The organism is Nocardioides sp. (genome assembly GCF_035503875.1).
Lineage (GTDB): Bacteria > Actinomycetota > Actinomycetes > Propionibacteriales > Nocardioidaceae > Nocardioides.
This window is the reverse complement of the sequence record NZ_DATJTA010000030.1, coordinates 71,844-89,770: the sequence shown is the minus strand read 5'-3', so window position 1 is coordinate 89,770 and position 17,927 is coordinate 71,844. Positions and strand designations below refer to the sequence as shown.

General features: G+C 72.6%; 18 protein-coding genes. 6 read left to right on the top strand and 12 right to left on the bottom strand.

Features of this window, described 5'->3' with window-relative positions:
- The first annotated feature begins 11 nt into the window (after positions 1-11).
- Both VMF51_RS07420 and VMF51_RS07415 read left to right on the top strand, forming a co-directional pair.
- Entirely contained in the window at positions 12-527 is a 516-nt protein-coding gene (locus tag VMF51_RS07420) for a SigE family RNA polymerase sigma factor (protein ID WP_325473774.1), read from the top strand.
- Complete coding sequence (locus VMF51_RS07415) at positions 524-1,711, top strand: hypothetical protein (protein WP_325473773.1); 1,188 nt, start codon at positions 524-526, stop codon at positions 1,709-1,711. Before VMF51_RS07420 ends, VMF51_RS07415 begins: the two co-directional genes overlap by 4 nt.
- A 67-nt stretch (positions 1,712-1,778) precedes the next feature.
- Here the strand turns inward: VMF51_RS07415 and VMF51_RS07410 are convergent, their stop codons facing one another.
- From VMF51_RS07410 to VMF51_RS07390, 5 genes are read right to left on the bottom strand one after another with little or no spacing between them, the layout of a single operon-like run.
- Positions 1,779-2,942, bottom strand: coding sequence for a lipid-transfer protein (locus VMF51_RS07410; protein WP_325473772.1), 1,164 nt, complete (start codon positions 2,940-2,942; stop codon positions 1,779-1,781).
- Positions 2,939-3,325, bottom strand: coding sequence for a MaoC family dehydratase (locus VMF51_RS07405; protein ID WP_325473771.1), 387 nt, complete (start codon positions 3,323-3,325; stop codon positions 2,939-2,941). The genes VMF51_RS07410 and VMF51_RS07405 overlap by 4 nt, the downstream gene beginning before the upstream one ends.
- Entirely contained in the window at positions 3,322-3,738 is a 417-nt protein-coding gene (locus VMF51_RS07400; protein WP_325473770.1) for a Zn-ribbon domain-containing OB-fold protein, read from the bottom strand. Before VMF51_RS07400 ends, VMF51_RS07405 begins: the two co-directional genes overlap by 4 nt.
- Before the next feature lies 1 nt (position 3,739).
- On the bottom strand, positions 3,740-4,246 hold the full coding sequence (locus VMF51_RS07395; protein WP_325473769.1) for an FAS1-like dehydratase domain-containing protein: 507 nt from the start codon (positions 4,244-4,246) through the stop codon (positions 3,740-3,742).
- On the bottom strand, positions 4,243-6,435 hold the full coding sequence (locus tag VMF51_RS07390) for an acyl-CoA dehydrogenase (protein WP_325473768.1): 2,193 nt from the start codon (positions 6,433-6,435) through the stop codon (positions 4,243-4,245). Before VMF51_RS07390 ends, VMF51_RS07395 begins: the two co-directional genes overlap by 4 nt.
- A gap of 91 nt (positions 6,436-6,526) precedes the next feature.
- Here VMF51_RS07390 and VMF51_RS07385 point away from each other — a divergent pair, with 91 nt between their 5' ends.
- Positions 6,527-7,456 carry an alpha/beta fold hydrolase gene (locus VMF51_RS07385; RefSeq protein WP_325473767.1) on the top strand — a complete coding sequence of 310 codons (930 nt, stop codon included), beginning with the start codon at positions 6,527-6,529 and terminating at the stop codon, positions 7,454-7,456.
- Here VMF51_RS07385 and VMF51_RS07380 read toward each other — a convergent pair.
- A complete protein-coding gene (locus tag VMF51_RS07380; protein WP_325473766.1) occupies positions 7,434-8,822 on the bottom strand; it encodes a wax ester/triacylglycerol synthase family O-acyltransferase in 1,389 nt (462 codons plus the stop codon). The genes VMF51_RS07385 and VMF51_RS07380 overlap by 23 nt on opposite strands.
- A gap of 86 nt (positions 8,823-8,908) precedes the next feature.
- Between VMF51_RS07380 and VMF51_RS07375 the strand changes: the two genes are divergently transcribed.
- Entirely contained in the window at positions 8,909-10,174 is a 1,266-nt protein-coding gene (locus tag VMF51_RS07375) for an alpha/beta hydrolase (protein WP_325473765.1), read from the top strand.
- Here VMF51_RS07375 and yidC read toward each other — a convergent pair.
- Both yidC and VMF51_RS07365 read right to left on the bottom strand, forming a co-directional pair.
- Entirely contained in the window at positions 10,120-10,914 is a 795-nt protein-coding gene (yidC, locus tag VMF51_RS07370) for a membrane protein insertase YidC (RefSeq protein ID WP_325473764.1), read from the bottom strand. The genes VMF51_RS07375 and yidC overlap by 55 nt on opposite strands.
- Positions 10,915-10,968: 54 nt before the next feature.
- Positions 10,969-11,241, bottom strand: a complete 273-nt coding sequence (locus tag VMF51_RS07365) for a hypothetical protein (RefSeq protein WP_325473763.1) — start codon at positions 11,239-11,241, stop codon at positions 10,969-10,971.
- 65 nt (positions 11,242-11,306) lie between these two features.
- On the opposite strand from VMF51_RS07365, the gene VMF51_RS07360 reads away from it, so the two are divergent.
- A complete protein-coding gene (locus VMF51_RS07360) occupies positions 11,307-11,711 on the top strand; it encodes a hypothetical protein (protein ID WP_325473762.1) in 405 nt (134 codons plus the stop codon).
- A gap of 153 nt (positions 11,712-11,864) precedes the next feature.
- Here VMF51_RS07360 and VMF51_RS07355 read toward each other — a convergent pair whose 3' ends face one another.
- Positions 11,865-13,949 (bottom strand): acyl-CoA dehydrogenase, encoded by a 2,085-nt coding sequence (locus VMF51_RS07355; protein WP_325473761.1) that lies wholly within the window; start codon positions 13,947-13,949, stop codon positions 11,865-11,867.
- 105 nt (positions 13,950-14,054) lie between these two features.
- On the opposite strand from VMF51_RS07355, the gene VMF51_RS07350 reads away from it, so the two are divergent.
- Entirely contained in the window at positions 14,055-14,708 is a 654-nt protein-coding gene (locus tag VMF51_RS07350) for a class I SAM-dependent methyltransferase (protein ID WP_325473830.1), read from the top strand.
- Here the strand turns inward: VMF51_RS07350 and VMF51_RS07345 are convergent.
- The 3 genes from VMF51_RS07345 to VMF51_RS07335 are packed head-to-tail and all read right to left on the bottom strand — an operon-like array spanning position 14,679 to position 17,800.
- On the bottom strand, positions 14,679-15,809 hold the full coding sequence (locus VMF51_RS07345; RefSeq protein ID WP_325473760.1) for a prenyltransferase: 1,131 nt from the start codon (positions 15,807-15,809) through the stop codon (positions 14,679-14,681). The two genes, VMF51_RS07350 and VMF51_RS07345, sit on opposite strands and share 30 nt — an antisense overlap.
- Positions 15,802-16,548, bottom strand: coding sequence for a class I SAM-dependent methyltransferase (locus VMF51_RS07340; RefSeq protein WP_325473759.1), 747 nt, complete (start codon positions 16,546-16,548; stop codon positions 15,802-15,804). The genes VMF51_RS07345 and VMF51_RS07340 overlap by 8 nt, the downstream gene beginning before the upstream one ends.
- Positions 16,535-17,800, bottom strand: coding sequence for a glycosyltransferase family 4 protein (locus tag VMF51_RS07335; RefSeq protein ID WP_325473758.1), 1,266 nt, complete (start codon positions 17,798-17,800; stop codon positions 16,535-16,537). The genes VMF51_RS07340 and VMF51_RS07335 overlap by 14 nt, the downstream gene beginning before the upstream one ends.
- Between the last annotated feature and the right edge of the window lie 127 nt (positions 17,801-17,927).

Below are 17,927 nucleotides of genomic sequence, written 5' to 3'. Positions count from 1 at the left end.
GTCTGGTGGGCATGACTGATCCACGGCCTCGCGACGAGGACTTCGCGGACTTCATGCGTGCCCGGTGGGCGGACCTGGTCCGCACCCTGGTCTCGCTGGGTTGCGATCTGCACGAGGCTGAGGACGTCGCGCAGACCGCACTGGCCCGCTGCCTGCGCTCCTGGGAACGGGTTCGCGCGGCCGACGACATCGACGCCTACGTGTACCGGACCCTGCTCAACTGCTGGAACACGAGTCGGCGACGTCGCTGGTGGAGCGAGCAACCGACCGAGCGCCTTCCCGAGGGGCCGTCGGCGGGCCGGCACGACCCCGGCCTCGACTCCGCGCTCGACCGGGCCTCCCTGATCGGCGTACTGAGTCGGCTCTCGATCGACCACCGCACGGTCCTCGTGCTGCGCTTCGGCGCCGACCTCTCCGAGGCCCAGACCGCCGACGTGCTCGGCGTCGCCGCCGGGACCGTCAAGAGCCGGGTGTCCCGGGCACTCGCCGCCATCGACCACCGCGACCTGAGCGAGGAGCCGTCGTGAACGAGCAGCAGATCAGCACGCTCCTGCGCGCCGAGTGGGACGACCTGCCGGTCGGTCCTGCGCCCGTGCACCTGGTCGAGAAGCTCGCCGAGCGGGACCGGCGCCGTCAGGCCGGTCGCCGGTGGGGCGGGATCGTCGGCGTCGCGGCGGCGACGCTCCTGGCCGTCGCCCTCGTCACGACACGTGGTGACACCGAGGACCCACGACCTGTCGGACCCGTGGTCGACAACCCCGCCGACGTGTCCTGGACCGACGGTTTCACGCTGCACCTGGACCGCACCACTCTCACGGTCGGCGACGAGCTCGACGACCTGGTCGCGTGGCACAGCCGGGTGGCGGAGGACGGCGGCCGGTACGGCGTCGTCTACGCCTCTGTCGACGGGGACGTGATCCACGTCGACTCGCTCGGCCGGGTCCGGACCATCGGCCGCACCGGCGCGGACGACACGTACGTCGCCGCCTCGACTGTCTCCCCCTGGAGCGCGTGGGTCGATGCGACCGAGGGCCACCCAGCGCTCGTCGTCCACGACACGGCCAAGAACAAGCAGGTTGCCCGAGAACCGCTGCCCGCCGCGGCGCTCGCCGGTCCCGCTGTCGATCCCGTCCGCAGGTCGATGGCGATCGCCGTCGACGGCGAGCGGGTGTGGGTCCGCACCCCGACCGGCGACCTGGTGTGGGAGCCAGGCCGGCCCCTCAAGGCGTCGCCGTACGCCGGGTCCTGGGTCCTCGACGCGGCGGACAGGACGGTCGTCACCAGTCCCGCGGACCCGACGGTGCCGAGTCTCGTCACCGTCGCCTCGGCGAGCGGGCCGTCGTACTCGGTCCGGGGCAGCGGGAACGCTGCGGTGTCTCCCGACGGCCGGCACGTCCTCGTGGGAATGGCACCGATCGGGAACGCGAGCCTGGCGTGGAAGGTCTACGACGCCGCGTCCGGCGAGCCGGTCGGGATCGAGACTCCGTCCCTGGGCCAGAGCGACGAGATCGAGCAGGCCGTGCTGGGCGAGACGTCCGCGGTCTTCGTCGTCGGCCGCGACCGGACACTTCCGGAGGAGGGCTCCGGATCGGCCTCGGAGTTCCAGCGCCAGGAGATCGTGAGCTGTCCGCTCTCCGGCGACCCGTGCGTCACCCAGATGAGCATCCCGGGCGCCGAGCTCGACAGCGGGCGGCTGGTCCTGGAGCACTGATCTGCCGACTCGGCGCGCAAGTTCTGCCGACCCGGCGCGCAACTTCTGCCGACTCGGCGGTGGGGGGTCAGCGGCTGAGGACCAGCCCGCTCGTGGGCACGCCGGTGCCGGCGGTGACGACGAGGTGCTCGACGTCGTCGACCGGGTTCACCGAGGTGCCGCGGACCTGGCGCACGCCCTCGGCGATGCCGTTCATGCCGTGGATGTACGCCTCGCCGAGCTGGCCACCGTGGGTGTTCAGCGGGAACGCGCCGTCGACCTCGATCCGGCCGCCCGCGACGAAGCCGGGAGCCTCGCCGCGGCCGCAGAAGCCGAGCTCCTCCAGCTGCATCAGGACGTACGGCGTGAAGTGGTCGTACAGGATGCCCATCCGCATGTCGGCAGGGCCGAGGCCGGACTGGCGCCACAGCTCGCGGCCGACCACGCCCATCTCGGGGATGCCGATGTCGTCGCGGTAGTACGACGTCATCACGAACTGGTCGGTGCCGCTGCCCTGCGCGGCGGCGGCGACGTACGCCGGGGTCTGCGGCAGGTCCTTCGCGCGCTCGGACGAGACCACGACGAGCGCGACCGCGCCGTCGGACTCCTGGCAGCAGTCGAGCAGGTGCAGCGGGTCGACGATCATCCGCGACGACTGGTGGTCGTCGATGGTGATCGGCTTGTCGTAGAAGAACGCCGCGGGGTTCTTGGCGGCGTGCCGCCGGTCCGCCACGGCGACCGCGCCGAAGTCGCGCGAGGTGGCGCCGTACTCGTGCATGTAGCGGCGGGCCTGCATGGCGACCGTCGCCGCTGGGGTGCCGAGCCCCATGGGGTACGACCACGCGTTGTCGAGGCCGTTGGTGTTGACCTGCGTCGCGGCCGCGACCGAGAACTGGCCGAAGCGCGACTCCGAGCGCTCGTTGAACCCGCGGTAGCAGACCACCACGTCGGCGACGCCCGTGGCGACCGCCATCGCGGCCTGCTGGACGGTCGCACAGGCCGCGCCCCCGCCGTAGTTGATCCTGCTGAAGAACCGCATCTCCTTCATCCCGAGCTCGCGGGCGACCGCGATCTCCGAGGAGGTGTCCATGGTGAACGTCGTCAGCCCGTCGACGTCGGCGACCGTGAGGCCGCAGTCGGCCAGCGCGTGCCGCACGGCCTCGACCGAGAGCTGCAGCTCCGAGCGGCCGGACGCCTTGGAGAACTCCGTCGCGCCGATCCCGACGATGGCGGCCTTGCGCGAGAGACTCACACCGCCACCTTCACGGTCCCGGTCACGTGGTCGCCCAGCGACACCGACCCGACGACCGCGATGGTCGCGACCCCCTCCGACACCGACTCGACGGTGCCGCGGAAGGTCAGCGTGTCGTAGGGGTACGCCGGGGCGCCCAGCCGGATCGCGATGCCCTTGAGCTGGACGTCGTGGCCCGCCCAGTCGGCGACGTACCGCTCGACCAGGCCGTTCGTCGTCAGGATGTTCATGAAGATGTCCTTCGACCCCGCGGCCTGCGCGATGTCGCGGTCGTGGTGCACGTCCTGCCAGTCCCGGGTGGCGATCGCGGTGCTCACGATCGTCGTCGGGGTCAGCGACAGGCTCCACTCCGGGAGCTGCTGGCCCGAGCTCAGCGTCCTCATGCTCTCCTCCAGATCGGCAGGGTCAGGTCCTCGTCGACCTGGTTGAAGTCGACGCGCAGCCGCATGCCGATCTCGATCTCGTCGTCCGGTACGTCCACGACCTCGGCCACCATCCGCACGCCCTCGTCGAGGTCGACCAGGGCGATCACGATCGGCAGGTCCTTGCCGGGCACGGGCGGGTGGCGGTGCACGACGTACGAGAAGACGGTGCCGGTGCCGAGACCGACGACGTACCCGCGGTCGAACGCGCCGCAATCGGGGCACGCCGGGCCGGGCGGGAAGCGCAGCGCCTCGCAGACGTTGCAGGACTGGATCCGCAGCTCCCCGAGCGCGGTGCCGTCCCAGAAGAACTGCGAGTCGCGGTTCATCATCGGGCGGACGACGCCCGGCTTCGTGGCGTGTTCCGTCTGCACCTCAACCACCGTTCCTCGGGATGAACTTGAGTACCCGGAAGAGCATCGTCGCGACCACCTCGTCGCCGACGTACCAGGTGTTGCGCGAGGTCACGAAGTAGCCCTCGCCCATCGCGGTCCGCTTCGGACCGACCACCGAGTCCAGCGCGCTGGTGACCCGCAGCTGCTCGCCGACGCGGAGGTAGCGCTCGTAGCTCTGCTCGCAGTTGGTGCCGAGCACGGCGGTGTAGCCCTCGGCGGTCAGGAAGTCCGTCATCCGGCTGAGCGGGTCCTCCGGCGGCCGCTTGCGGCCCAGCCCCGGCATCGTCCAGACCTGCGCCATCGACGGCGGCGCCTCGCCCGCGCGGAAGCGCTCGTTGTCGTAGCCCATCGCGTCCAGCCAGGTCCCGATCGTCGGCTGGTTGACGGGGTACGGCGCCTGCGACTCGCTCGCCTCGCCCTCGGCCTTGATCCGCTCCGCCTCGGCCATGATCCGCTCGTGGGTCCCGAGCTCCTCGGCCGCGCTCATCGGGGAACCCGCGGGAGGCCGAGACCGAACATCGCGATCAGCTCGCGCTGCACCTCCTGGACGCCGCCGCCGAAGGTGAGCACGAGGTTCCGCTTCGCCTGCCCGTCGAGGTAGGCCAGCAGGTGATCCGTCTCGGCCTCGGCGGGGTCGCCGTACCTCTGCACGAGGCCGATCAGGGCGGCCAGCAGGTGCTGGACCTGGTCGGCGGCGAAGACCTTCGAGGACGACGCGTCGCCCACCGACACCTCGCCGGACTCCCCGGCCCGGGCCACCTCCCAGTTGAGCAGCTCGTTGACGCGGAACACCGCCGTCGTCTGGCCGAGCACCTGCCGCACGTCCGGACGGTCGAGTACGCCGGCCTTGGCGCACCACTCGGCGACCCGGTCGCGCAGCCCCTCGATCCGGCCGGCGGGTCCGAGCATCACGCGCTCGTGGTTGAGCTGGGTGGTGATCAGCTTCCAGCCCTGGTTCTCCTCGCCGACCAGCATGTCGACCGGGACCCGGACGTCGTTGAAGTACGTCGCGTTCACGTGGTGCGAGCCGTCCGCGGTGATGATCGGCGTGAAGGAGTAGCCGGGGTCGGTGGTGTCGACGATCAGGATCGAGATGCCCCGGTGCTTCGGGGCGTCGGGATCGGTGCGGACGGCGAGCCACACGTAGTCGGCCTGGTGGCCGCCGGTGGTCCACAGCTTCTGTCCGTTGACGACGTAGTGGTCGCCCTCGCGGCGCGCACTGGTGCGCAGCGAGGCCAGGTCGGTGCCGGCGTCCGGCTCGCTGTAGCCGATCGCGAAGTGCACGTCGCCCGCGAGGATCCGGCCGAGGAACAGGTCCTTCTGCTTCTGCGTGCCGTAGCGGATCAGGGTCGGCCCGACGGTCTGCAGCGTGACCGCTGGCAGGTGCACATCGGCGTACTGGGCCTCGTTGGCGAAGACGGTCTGCTCGACCTCGCCGAGCCCGTGGCCGCCGTACTCACGCGGCCAGCCGACGCCCATCCAGCCGTCCGTGCCCATCTGGCGCACGACCCGCTGGTACGTCGGGCCGTGCCGGTCGGTGCCCATGTCGCGGTGCTCGTTGTCGTCGGCGAGCCCGGCGAAGTAGCTGCGCAGCTCGGCCTTCAGGTCCCGCTGGGACCGGGCGAGCTCGAGGTTCTTGGTCGCGGGGTCCTCGACCGGTACGTCCTCCGCGCGGGTGCCGAGGGCGTGCGCGAGGTCGGTCGCCCAGGAGAAGTAGAGGTGCAGCGGATAGGTCACGTCAACGCCCATGCCGCCGTGCAGGTGGTGGCAGGTCCGCAGCGCCTCCGGCCCCTCGGTGGTGGCCCAGTACGCCGCCACCGCGAGGTCGTCCGCCGCGTCGAGGCCCTGCGCCACTCGCCAGGCGGCGTTGTCCGCGGCCAGGTCGAGCGTGCGCGAGGCGATGTAGACGTCGGCGATCTGCATGGCGACGGCCTGGAACTGCGCGAGCGCGCGCCCGAACTGCTCGCGCCCCTTGATGTACGTCGCGGTGAGGTCGCGCGCGCCGGCCACCACGCCGGCCGCGGTGAGCGTCAGCCCGGCGACGGCCAGGTCGCGGAGCAGCCGGTCCGCGCCGTCGCCGAGCAGCTCGGCCGGCGCCGCGTCGAAGACGACGGTGTGCTGGGGCTCGCGGCTGGAGGCAGTGGACGAGAGCAGGTCGACGCCGGGTCCGCTCGGGTCGACCAGCGCGACGGCCGGCCGGCCCTCGTGAGTCACCGTCACGAGCAGCCGGGCCGCGTCCTCGGCGTACGAGACGCCGACCTTGCGACCGGTCACCGTCCCGTCCGCGTACGTCGTCGACGGCGTGGCCGTGATCCCCGCACCCACCTCGCGCAGGGCCGGCGAGAGCACGATCTCGCCGGTCGCGACGCCGGGGAGCAGCTCGGCGCGCTGCTCGTCGGTGCCGTGCGCGGCCAGCGTGAGCACGCCGCAGCACAGCGTCTCCCAGACGGGCAGGTGCACGGCGCGGGCGGCGGTCTCCCGGAGCAGGACGCCGACCTCGGGCAGCCCGAGCCCCTCACCGCCGTACGCCGTGGGAACGGGCAGGCCGAGCACCCCCGCGGCGGCCAGTGCCGACCAGTCGGCCGACCGGTCGAGGGCCTCGCGGATCACCGACCGGACCGCATCGAGTGCCTCCGCCGCGTCGGCGTCGGGCTGGACGAAACCGTCAGAGCTCACCTGCGTCTCCTCTGTGCCTGGGGGTCGCTCCCCGGCGCGAACTGTAACGTGTTCTACCCTGAAACGGCATTCCGAGGTGGGAGGTGGACCGATGGCTCGCCCGTGGCCGCTGCCGTCGCCCGGCGGCCTGCTCCGCCGGGTCTACCTGCCGTGGGCGCGGATCCCGGCGGGCCGCCCGGTCGAGCTGGCCGGCCGCGGGACGACGTACGCGACGGACACGCCGGGTCCCACGCCCGGCGCCCCGACCGTCGTGCTGCTGCACGCCCTGGGCTGCACGGGTCTGCTCACCTGGTATCCCGCGATCGAGCCACTATCGCGCCGGTTCCGAGTCGTCACGCTCGACCAGCGCTGGCACGGCCAGGGCATCCGCAGCGCGGAGTTCTCGCTGCGCGACTGCGCCGACGACGTGGCGGCGCTGCTCGACGTGCTGGAGGTGGAGGGCGCGATCGTCGCGGGCTACTCGATGGGCGGCGTGGTCGCGCAGCGGGTCTGGCGCCAGCACCCCGGTCGGGTGCAGGGGCTGGTGCTCGCCGCGACGAGCGACCGGTTCCGACTGAGCGTCGCCGAGCAGGCGTTCTTCGCCGGGATGGGCGCCACGATGCTCGGCGCCCGCGGCGTCTCACGGTCGCGTACGGCGGCCCGCGCCACCCGGACCGCCGCCCGCGCCCTCTCCCTGGAGCCGAGCGACATCCACGAGTGGGCGATGCACGAGTTCCGCAGCACCAGCCCGTGGGCCGTCGGCCAGGCCCTCGCCGCCCTCGGCCGCCACCACTCCCGCCCCTGGCTGGACCGCATCGACGTCCCCACCGCCGTCGTCGTGACCGGACGGGACCGCGTCATCCCGCCCTCCCGCCAGATCGCCCTCGCCCGCGCCATCCCCGGCGCCACCGTCCACGACGTCGACGCCGGACACGCCTCCTGCGTCCTGGAGGCGGAGAGATTCGTCCCCGCCGTCGTCGAGGCCGCCGTCACCGTCCGGGCCCGCCACCTGCCGACGCTCAAGGGTGGGCGGCGTCCTTGAGTCTCGTGAGCTCGAGGGGGAAGCGGCGGACCAGGTCGTCGGCGTCCGGCATCGACTCGCGGCAGGCGATGACGCCGACGTGGACCTTGCCGTCGTTCGACATCACGGTGATGTTGAGGCCGGCGCCGTGGAAGACGGGACCGAGCGGGTGGAGGGCCTCGATCCGGGCGCCGGTGAAGTAGAGCGGCACGGGCGGGCCGGGGACGTTCGAGATCACCAGGTTGTGGACGACGGGGTGGCGCTCGGCGAGGCGGAGGTTGGCGTACGCGCGCACGGCCAGGCCGAAGGTCCGGGGCGCGGCGAACTCCGCCCAGTCCTGCAGCGCGTCCGCGCTGATCGCGTTGTGGTGCTCCTTGGCGTGACGGTTGCGCTCGGCCAGCTCGGCGAGCCGCTCGAGCGGGTCCTCCTCGTCGGTCCCGAGCCGGGTGAAGAGCGCCGAGACCTTGTTCGCCCCACGCGCGTGCCGCGACGAGCCGTGCACCGAGACCGGCACGGTCGCGAGCAGCGAGTCGTCGGGCAGCTCGCCACGGTCCTCGAGGTAGCCCCGGAGCGCACCGCCCGCCACCGCGAGGACCACGTCGTTGACCGTCGTCCCGGTGGCGCGCTTGACCGCGCGCACGTCGCTCAGGTCGAGGTCGGCGATCGCGATCGTGCGGCGCCCGGTGATGGTGCCGTTGAACGACGTGCGCGGGGCGGTCAGCGGCGCGGACATCGCCGTACCGGCCCGCGCCCGCCCGATCGTGCGGGTCACCATGGTGGCCGACGGCGCGAGCAGGCGTACGGCGTTGAGCGGTCGCGTCAGGTTGCTCACGACCCCACGTCCCAGGAGCGCGAGCTGGCCCGGGTCGCCGCCGAAGGTTTCCGGCTCCTCGAGCTGCAGCGGCTCGGCGTCGGGCTCCAGGCTGCACAGGTGCGAGACCAGGTTGGCACCCGAGACCCCGTCGACGGTCGCGTGGTGCATCTTGGAGAAGACGACCACCCGGTCGCCGTACCCCTCGATCACCCACATCTCCCACAGCGGCCGCGACCGGTCGAGGGGCAGCCCGGCCAGGTGGCTGGTGAGGTCCATCAGCTCGCGGTAGCCGCCCGGCGCCGGCAGCGCGAGCCGGTGCACGTGCCGCTCGATGTCGAAGCGCCTGTCCCGCACCCAGACCGGGTGGTCCAGGTCGAGCGGGACCCGTCGGAGCTTGCGCGTGAAGGCGGGTACGTCGCGCACCCGGTCCTCGATGCTGGCCTGCATACGCGCGAAGGAGTAGCCGCCGGGGACGGTGCTGGGATCGAGGACGATCACGCCGCAGACGTGCATCAGCTGGGCGGGCGTCTCCAGATACAGGAAGCTCGCATCGAGCCCCGACAGGCGGTCCATGACCCTGGCGTTCCCCTCTGCCCGGAAACGTAACGTGTTCCAATTCTCACCGATCCGGCCTCGCCCCCGCAGTTAGCCTGGGCGCCATGTCCTTCCTGCGCCGCCAGGTCGTCACCGCCGCCCTCACCGTCAATGCGATCCGGCCGCTGTCGGGCTTCCGCGCGGGGATCCCGTCCTTCATGGCCGGCTGGCTCACCGGCGAGCTCGCTCCGCACGTGCTCGCCCTGACGGCGGCCGACGCGGTCACGCACGCGACCCGCCGCTCCCGGAGCCGGCTCGGGCTCGCCGTCGCGGCGGTGAACGTCGCCGGCCTGGCGTTCCTGATCGACCAGGGCCGGCGCGTGCGCACCCAGGCCGAGGAGGCCCTCACCGAAGGGCTCGGCCTCGACTACGCCGAGCAGCTCGACGCCGCACCGACGCCAGCCGACCTCGCCGTACCGTGGCGCCGGCTGGTCAACCCGTTCCGGATGCGCAGCACCGAGGTCCGCACGCAGCGCGACATCGTGTACGACGACCGGCACGGCCGCCGCGGCCTGCTCGACGTCTACTCCCCCGCCGGCGGCGTACCGGACGGCGGGGCGCCCGTGCTGCTGCACGTGCACGGTGGCGCCTGGACGATCGGGACGAAGGAGCAGCAGGGCATCCCGCTGATGCAGCACCTCGCCGCGAAGGGCTGGGTCTGCGTCTCGGTCAACTACCGGCTCGCCCCGCGCGACCCGTTCCCCGCACAGATCGTCGACGTCAAGCGGGCGATCGCCTGGATCCACGAGCACATCGACGAGTACGGCGGCGACCCCGACTACCTCGCGATCACCGGCGGCTCCGCCGGCGGACACCTGGTCTCACTCGCCGCGCTGACCGCCAACGACCCGGCGTACCAGCCGGGTTTCGAGGACGCCGACACCTCGATCCAGGTCGCCGTCCCCCACTACGGTGTCTACGACCTCGCCGGCTCCACCGGCCTGCGCAGCGCCGAGCTGATGCGGGACCGGTTCCTCGCGCCGCGCGTCTTCCAGCGCCGGTGGAGCGACGACCCGGACGCGTTCGAGCAGGCGTCGCCGATCCTGCGGATCACCCCCGACGCCCCCGACTTCTTCGTGCTGCACGGCTCGCTCGACACCCTCGTCGGCGTCGACCAGGCACGGCTGTTCGTCGAGCGGCTGCGCCAGGTCTCCCGCCGCACCGTCGTGTACGCCGAGCTGCCGGGCGCCCAGCACGCGTTCGACATCTTCCCGTCGATCCGCAGCTCGCACGTCGTCCGGGCCATCGACCGGTACCTGCACTGGCACTGGAACGGCTACCGCCGCGAGCGCGCCGCCGCCGGGGTGCCCGGCGTCGGGAACCAGCGGTAGACCACGGCGCTCTGGCCGGCCGTCCACAGGTTGTTGCAGACCCAGTAGCCGAGCAGCGCGACGGGGACGACCGCGCCCGCGACCAGCAGTCCGACGGCCGAGAGCGCCGGCATCACCTGCTGCACCCGGCCGACCGCCTCCGGCAGGTCCGCGACGAACGTGTTGGGTTGGACCAGGTACCGCTGGTTGACGAAGCTCAGGAGCGCGGCCGTCGCGGCGAGACCCGCGACCACCGCGAGGTGTCCCGCCCCGTTGCCGACGTAGCCGCGGTCGGCGAGCCGCACCCCGAGGACCGTCGCCGCGCCGAGGGACGTGACCAGCCCGCCGTCGACGGGCTCGACGGGCGTCCCGTCGGCGAGGTCGCCGATCAGGTGGTAGAGCGCGATCCAGATCGGGAGCTGCAGGAGCAGCGGCAGGCAGCCGAGGCGCGACGTCCCGTGCTCGGCGCCGATGCGGCGACGCTCCTCGGCGTACCGCTGGAGGCTGGCGGTGTCGGTGCGGCCGCGGTAGCGCTTCGCGAGGTCGCGCAGCTGGGGACGCGCGCGGGCGGCGGCGTGGGCGCTGCGTACGCCGTGGACGGTGAGCGGCAGCAGCGCGACCCGGACGACGACCACCACCGCGGCGATGCTGAGCAGCCAGGTCGGGCCGGCGTCCGGCGCTGCGCCGAGGGCGGTGAGGGCGTGGTGGGCGGCGGCGGTGACGGCCGCGAGGGCGTGCGAGACGGGGTCGAGAACGGACACGGGTGCTCCTGGAGTGGTCGGCGGAAGAGGGCCTGGGCTCGCTCGAGGCGAGCGTCAGGCGGCTTCCGGAGCACGCGGGCGGCGCGGGTGGGTGACCGGGGCGGTCACCCGGTCCCGCCGCGACCACGTCGCGTCGTCGCCGTCCGGCCGCGCGGGTGGCGCACCGACCAGGACGACACCACGGAGCGGGGTGTCGGCGAGCAGGGCGACCACGACGGTCGCCACGACGGCCAGCCCGGCCAGGGCCGGCGAGTCGTGCGCCAGCAGGAGCGCCGGCAGGACCACGAGCAGGACGGCGCCGAGCGCAGCCTGCACCTTGGTGGTCATGCCGGGATCCTACGGGTACGGCGAATCGAGCCCGACCGGATGCGCGCACGTCGTACCCTCCCGCCGTGACGGTGAGGTGGTGGGTCGCGCTGGCGACCGGCATGGTCGGCGTGGCCGTCGGAGTATCGGGCGCCATGGCCGTGACCTGGCTCGACCGGGCCATCGCGTTCTACCCGGACACCGACCCGGGCGCGTCGACCTGGTCGTGCGACGGAGCCGAGGTCCTCGCGACCGCGGCCCTCGAGGAGGGGCGCGTGAGCGTCACGGTCACCATCCGGAGCGACCGTCGGCGCGACTGGGAGGTGCAGTGGGGAGACGGCGCGTACGCCGTCCTGCGCGTCCGCGACGACCTGGTCTCGTCGGCCGTCACGGCGCGCACGGCCGACCTCGACGACGGCCCGAGCCGGGACGTCTCGGTCCGCCCGGTGGGCGCGGACGGCTGGTGCGACGGCACCGTGTCGCTGACGTAGCCGTCCCGCCCGGCGGTGAGTCAGCAACCGTTCGCCTTCGCTAGACGGTTGCCACCTCACCGCCCCTCGCCCCAGCGGTGAGTGGGCAACCGTCGGCGTCCGGCCAACGGTTGCCAGCTCACCGCCGCCCGGGCCAGGCCGACCTGGACCGGCTCAGCGCGGCAGGCCGAGGATCCGCTCGCCGGCGACGTTGCGCAGGATCTGGGTGGTGCCGCCGGCGATGGAGAGGCACCGGGTGTTGAGCATCTCCCAGACGTCGGCGGCGACGTCCTCGTCGGCGCCGGTGAGGACGGCCCGGTCGCCGTGCAGGGTGACGACCAGCTCGGCGCCGTCCTGGCGGTTGCGTACGCCGAGCAACTTGGCGACCGACGACTCCGGGCCGGGACCCTGCCCGGCGAGCGAGCGGAGCACGGTGCGGACGCCGAGCAGCGAGCACACGGTCGAGAGGGCGACCGACTGGCCGACGGCGACGCGCTGGGCAGCCGAGGCCGAGCCGGCACCGACGAGCGAGACGGCCCGCTCGGTCGACTTCGACAGCCGGCTGGTGGCCATCGCGACCCGCTCGTTGGCGAGCGTGGTCCGGGCCAGCTTCCAGCCGTCGCCGGGCTGGGCCACGACCATCTCGTCGGGCACGAAGACGTCGTCGAGGAACACCTCGTTGAACAGCGCCTCGCCGGTGATCTCGCGCAGCGGGCGCACGTCGATGCCGGCGGAGTTCCTCATGTCGACGAGGAAGTAGGTGATGCCGCGGTGCTGCGGCACGTCGGGATCGGTCCGGGCCAGGCAGATGCCCCAGTCGGCCTTCTGGGCGACCGACGTCCACACCTTCTGGCCGCTGAGCCGCCAGCCGCCGTCGACCTTGACCGCCCGGGTGCGCAGCGACGCGAGGTCGGAGCCCGAGCCGGGCTCGGAGAAGAGCTGGCACCAGACCAGGTCCCCGAGGAGCGAGGGCCGCACGAAGCGCTCCCGCTGCTCGTCGGTGCCGTGCTCCAGGATGGTCGGGACCGCCCAGCCGGCGATCACGATGTCGGGCCGGGTGACGTCGGCGCGGGCCAGCTCCTGGTCGATGACGATCTGCGTCACCGCGTCCGCGCCGAGCCCGTACGGCGCGGGCCAGTGCGGCGTCAGGTAGCCGACCTCCACGAGCGCCGCGCGCCGCTCGTCCTCCGGCAGCCCCGCGATCCGCTCGACGTGGGTCCGGACCTCGTCGCGGATCCCCGCGTCGCGCCCGTCGAGGTCGACCTCGAGTCGGCGGCGTACGCCGTCGACGGCGCGCTCGGTCAGGCGTACGGCGGCCTCGTCGGACGGTCCGAACAGCGCGCGCAGTGCCGCGGCGCGGCGGTAGTAGAGGTGCGCGTCGTGCTCGAAGGTGAACCCGATCCCGCCCAGCACCTGGATGCAGGACTTCGCCACGGCGAGCGCGCCGTCGAAGACCGTCGCCGCGGCGACGTCGGCGGCGAAGGCCCACTGCTCGTCGTCGGGTCCGAGCGCCACGGACGCCACGTCCCACGCCGCCGCGGTCACCGACTCGGCGGTCTCGAGCATCTCGGCGCACAGGTGCTTGATGGCCTGGAAGCCGCCGATCTTCTGCCCGAACTGCTCGCGCACCTTGGCGTACTCGACCGCCGTCTCCAGGCACCATCGCGCGACGCCGGCCGCCTCGGCCGCCGCCAGCGTCACCGCGGTACGGCGTACGAGCTCCGCGTCCAGCGCGGGTACGCCGACCCCCGCGGTCGGCTCGTCCACGTGCACCGAGCCGAACCGGCGGCTGAGGTCGATCCCGAGCTGGGCCGTCACGGTGACGGCGGAGCGCGGGTAGACCGTCCAGGTGCCCGCGGCGTCCTCGACCAGCACGTGGGTCGCGGACGGGACGTCCCAGACGACGTCGGAGAGCCCGACGGCGACCACCGCACCATCCCCCAGCGCGGTGGCCACCGCGGACTCCCCCAGCAGCACCGCGGCGACGGCGGGACCGAGCAGCGGTCCCGGCACCAGCTCGTGGGCGCAGGCCTCCAGCGCCACGGCCACGTCGAGCACGGTGCCGCCTCCGCCGCCGGCCGCCTCGGGCAGGCCGATCGTGGCCACCCCGAGCTCGCCGACGGCACCCCACACCTCGCCGAAGGCCGCCGCCGCGTCCTGCTCGGCCGCCCGGACGAGCGCCGGCCCGTCGAGAGAGGCCGCCCACTTGCGCAGGCTGTCGGCCAGCTCGACGTGCTCGTCGGAGATCCCGATGGACATGGGCAACCACCTTGGCTTTCGCGGATCTGTGCTCGCCGAGGAACGACACCGAGCACAGTAACTAGAACGTGTTCCAACTCTACTAGTGTGACGCCTGTGACGACCATGCCCCCCGATCTGCTCGACCACGCTCTCGCCGCCAAGGGATTCATGCCCGAGGACGAGGGCCTGCTCCTGCACCGCGCCGCCCGCGAGCGGCTCCCCCACGGTCCCGTCCTCGAGGTCGGCACCTACTGCGGCAAGTCCGCGATCTACCTGGGCGCGGCGGCCCGCGAGGTCGGCGGCCCCCAGGCCGTCGTCTTCACCGTCGACCACCACCGCGGCTCGGAGGAGAACCAGGCCGGCTGGGAGCACCACGACACCGAGGTCGTCGACCCCGAGACCGGCCGGATGGACACCCTGCCGTTCTTCCGCCGTACCGTCGCGCGGGCCGGCCTGGAGGACCAGGTCGTTGCCCTGATCGGGAAGAGCACGACCATCAGCGCGCACTGGCGTACGCCGCTCTCGCTGCTGTTCATCGACGGCGGGCACGCCGAGGAGCACGCGCAGGCCGACTACGCGGGCTGGGCTCCGTGGGTGATGCCCGGCGGCCTGCTGGTGATCCACGACGTGTTCGCCGACCCCGCGGAGGGCGGGCAGCCGCCGTACCACGTCTACCTGCGCGCGCTCGCCAGCGACTGCTTCGAGGACGTACGGGCACTCGGCTCGATGCGGGTGCTGCGCCGGACCTCAGGCGCGGCCGGAGACCCGGTCGGCTGACGGGCAGCCGCACTCGAGCGCGAGCTCGGTGAAGTGCGGCGCGAGCGAGGTGCCGCGCATGATCCCGGACCCGGCCGTGCCGTGCCCGGCCACCTCGCCCAGCGCGTCGACCGCCAGGACGACCGCCGCCGCGGTGTACGTCGTGTGCTCGACCGGCCAGTGCACCGGCGCGTTGTCGCCCCGGTAGACCCAGCCGGTCCAGTACGCGCCGCCCTCGCCGCGCAGGTGCTGCATGTCGCCCAGCAGGGCGAGCGCACGGCGGTGGTCGCCGAGGCAGTCCAGCGCCATCGCCAGCTCACAGGTCTCCGCGCCGGTGACCCACGGGTTGGTGTCGACGCAGTGGATCCCGAGCCCGGGCACCACGAAGTCGTCCCAGCGCGAGGACAGCAGCTCCAGCGCCGCGTCGCCGCGGACGGCGCCCCCGAGGACCGGGTAGTACCAGTCCATCGAGTACGTCGACTTGTCGGCGAACAGGTCCCGGTGCTCGCGCACGGCGTGGCCGAGCCGGCCGCCGGCGAGCTCCCACTCGGGCTGCGGGTCGTCGAGCAGGTCGGCGAGCGCCACCCCGGCGCGCAGCGAGTGGTAGATGCTCGCATTGCCGGTGAGCAGGCAGAACGACTCGGTGGGCGTCCAGTTGATGCCGCCGAAGGCGACCTGCTGGCCGACCACCCAGTCGAGCCCGGCTCGCACCGACGGCCAGAACCGCTGCACGAACTCCAGGTCGCGGCGTACCAGCCAGTGGTGCCACAGCCCGACGGCGAAGTACGCCGACATGTTGACGTCGCCGCGCTCGTCCTCGGGCTTCCCGTCGACGATCTTCATCGGCCAGGAGCCGTCGGCGCGCTGCAGGGTCGGGATCCAGGCGTAGGCGCGCTCGGCGGCCGCGACCTGGCCGCCCACGAGCAGCGCCATCGCGCCCTCGACGTGGTTCCAGATGTCGACGTGCTCGCCCACCGCCCACGGGATCGCCCCGCAGGGCTCCTGCATGGTGACGATCGAGCGGGCGGTCTCGGCGACCTGGGCGGCGGTGAGGATGCCCTCGACGTACGGCAGCCGGGCCAGCTCGGCCGGCGCGAGGTCGACGGGCGCGTGCTCAGGCATCCGGCTTCCGGAAGTACAGCACCATGCTCTTGCCGATGAGCGGGTCGAGCACCTTGCCGGCGATCTGGAGCGTCTTGGGCTGCTTCATGATCTCCCAGACCAGCAGCTTGTGGTACGCCTTCGCGAGCGGGTGCCCGTCGTTCTCCACGCCCACCGCGCACTTGATCCACCAGTACGGCGCGTGCAGGCCGTGGGCGTAGTCCTTGCCCTCGAAGATCATCGCGTCGCCGGGCGTGCCGTCGTTGAAACGACCGGCCTTGGTCACCTTGTCGACCAGCTCGTGGTCGGTGTAGATGCGGATGTGCCCGCCCTCGGCGTTGTGGTAGTCGTCCGAGAGCTTCCAGTTGATGACCTCGGGCAGCCAGCGCGGCACCGAGATGGCCAGCGTGCCGCCCGGGCGCAGCACCCGGACCAGCTCCTTGATCGCGTCGACGTCGGCGTGGATGTGCTCCAGCACCTCCGCCGCCACGATCCGGTCGAACTCGCCGTCGGCGAAGGGCAGCTCGAGCGCGTCGCCCTGCTTGATGTCGGCCGCGGCGCCCGCGGGCACCTCGCAGTTCTCCTTCATCGCGCCGAAGATCTCCAGGACGCCGGCGAGCTCGTCGGCGTCCATGTCGAAGGCGACGACGTCCGCGCCGCGGCGGTACATCTCGAACGCGTGCCGGCCCCCGCCGGCTCCCATGTCGAGCACCCGCTCCCCGGGCCGCAGACCCAGTCGGTCGAAGTCAACGGTCAGCACGGTGGCCCTCCTCCTGTTCGCGCCGGTAGTCGGCGATCACCTCGTCGTACGCCGCCGCGACGGTCGCCGCGACCGCGCGCCAGCTGAACAGCTCCTCGACCCGCCGGCGCCCGGCGGCGCCGTACCGGTCCCGTCGCTCGGGGTCGTCGAGCAGCGCGCCGATGGCGGCGGCCAGCTCCCCGACGTCGCCGGCCGTCACCAGGTCCGCGCACAGGCCGTCGGGGCCGACGACCTCGGGGATCGCGCCGGCGCGGGAGACGACCAGCGGGGTGGCGCAGGCCATCAGCTCGGCGGTCGGCAGCGAGAACCCCTCGTAGAGCGACGGCACGCAGGCGAGCTCGGCCGAGCCCATCAGCTCGACCAGCTCGGCGTCGCTGATGCCGTGCACGAACCGCACCGAGTCACCGATGGCGAGCTCGCCGATCAGGCGCTCGGTGCGACCGCCGGGACGCGGCTTGGTGACCAGCACGAGCTCGATGTCCCGCTCGGTGCGCAGCTTGGCGAAGGCCTCCAGCAGGGTGGCGATGCCCTTCATCGGGGCGTCGGCGCTGGCCATCGCCAGGATCCGCCCCCGGACGCGCGGCTTGGTCGGCGGCACGAAGCCGTCGTCGACGCCCAGCAGGATCACCTGCATCCGCGCGGGGTCGACCCCGAAGTCCTTCGCGATGTCGCGCTTGGAGGTCTCCGAGGGGGTCAGGATCTTGCGGGCCTGGCGGGCGACGCGGCCCTGCATCCGCAGGAAGCCGTACCAGCGGCTGAGCGTGAACTTGCGCCACGGGTTCCGGGTCTGGCTGATGTCGATGCGCCGGTCGAAGGTGATCGGGTGGTGCAGCGTCGTGATCAGCGGTAGGCCGAGCTTCTCGATGTCGAGCATGCCGTAGCCGAGCACCTGGTTGTCGTGGACGATGTCGAAGTCGTCGACCCGGTCCTTCAGCACCCGCGCCACCCGACTGCTGAACGTCTTGGGCTCGGGGAAGCCCGCCGTACACATGGTCGCGAACTCCTCGACATCGATCCGGTCGCGGAACTCGCGCAGCTTCGGCACGCGGAACGGGTCGGGCTGCCGGTACAGGTCCAGGCTCGGCACCTTGGTCAGCTTCACGTCGGGATGGTCGAGCTCGGGGTACGGCTGCCCGGAGAAGACCTCGACGGTGTGCCCGAGGTTCGCCAGCTCCCGGCTCAGGTGGCGCAGGTAGATCCCCTGCCCACCCGTGTGCGGGTGACTGCGATAGGACAGAAAAGCGACACGCATCTTGTCGCGACCCTCTTTCGTCGTGCTGCTCATCAACGACATTCGGACACTTGCCGGAAGCGGTGACACGCCGGGCCGGACGAAGTGGAACGTGTTCCTATCATGTCCCACCGATTGCTAGCCTAGC

Excerpts from the sequence above, each read along its gene's own strand:
- VMF51_RS07420 (WP_325473774.1), top strand. The coding sequence starts at position 12 with ATGACTGATCCACGGCCTCGCGACGAGGACTTCGCGGACTTCATGCGT.
- VMF51_RS07405 (WP_325473771.1), bottom strand. The coding sequence starts at position 3,325 with ATGAGGACGCTGAGCTCGGGCCAGCAGCTCCCGGAGTGGAGCCTGTCG.
- VMF51_RS07395 (WP_325473769.1), bottom strand. The coding sequence starts at position 4,246 with ATGAGCGCGGCCGAGGAGCTCGGGACCCACGAGCGGATCATGGCCGAG.
- VMF51_RS07385 (WP_325473767.1), top strand. The coding sequence starts at position 6,527 with ATGGCTCGCCCGTGGCCGCTGCCGTCGCCCGGCGGCCTGCTCCGCCGG.
- VMF51_RS07380 (WP_325473766.1), bottom strand. The coding sequence starts at position 8,822 with ATGGACCGCCTGTCGGGGCTCGATGCGAGCTTCCTGTATCTGGAGACG.
- VMF51_RS07375 (WP_325473765.1), top strand. The coding sequence starts at position 8,909 with ATGTCCTTCCTGCGCCGCCAGGTCGTCACCGCCGCCCTCACCGTCAAT.
- VMF51_RS07365 (WP_325473763.1), bottom strand. The coding sequence starts at position 11,241 with ATGACCACCAAGGTGCAGGCTGCGCTCGGCGCCGTCCTGCTCGTGGTC.
- VMF51_RS07355 (WP_325473761.1), bottom strand. The coding sequence starts at position 13,949 with ATGTCCATCGGGATCTCCGACGAGCACGTCGAGCTGGCCGACAGCCTG.
- VMF51_RS07350 (WP_325473830.1), top strand. The coding sequence starts at position 14,055 with ATGCCCCCCGATCTGCTCGACCACGCTCTCGCCGCCAAGGGATTCATG.
- VMF51_RS07345 (WP_325473760.1), bottom strand. The coding sequence starts at position 15,809 with ATGCCTGAGCACGCGCCCGTCGACCTCGCGCCGGCCGAGCTGGCCCGG.
- VMF51_RS07335 (WP_325473758.1), bottom strand. The coding sequence starts at position 17,800 with ATGCGTGTCGCTTTTCTGTCCTATCGCAGTCACCCGCACACGGGTGGG.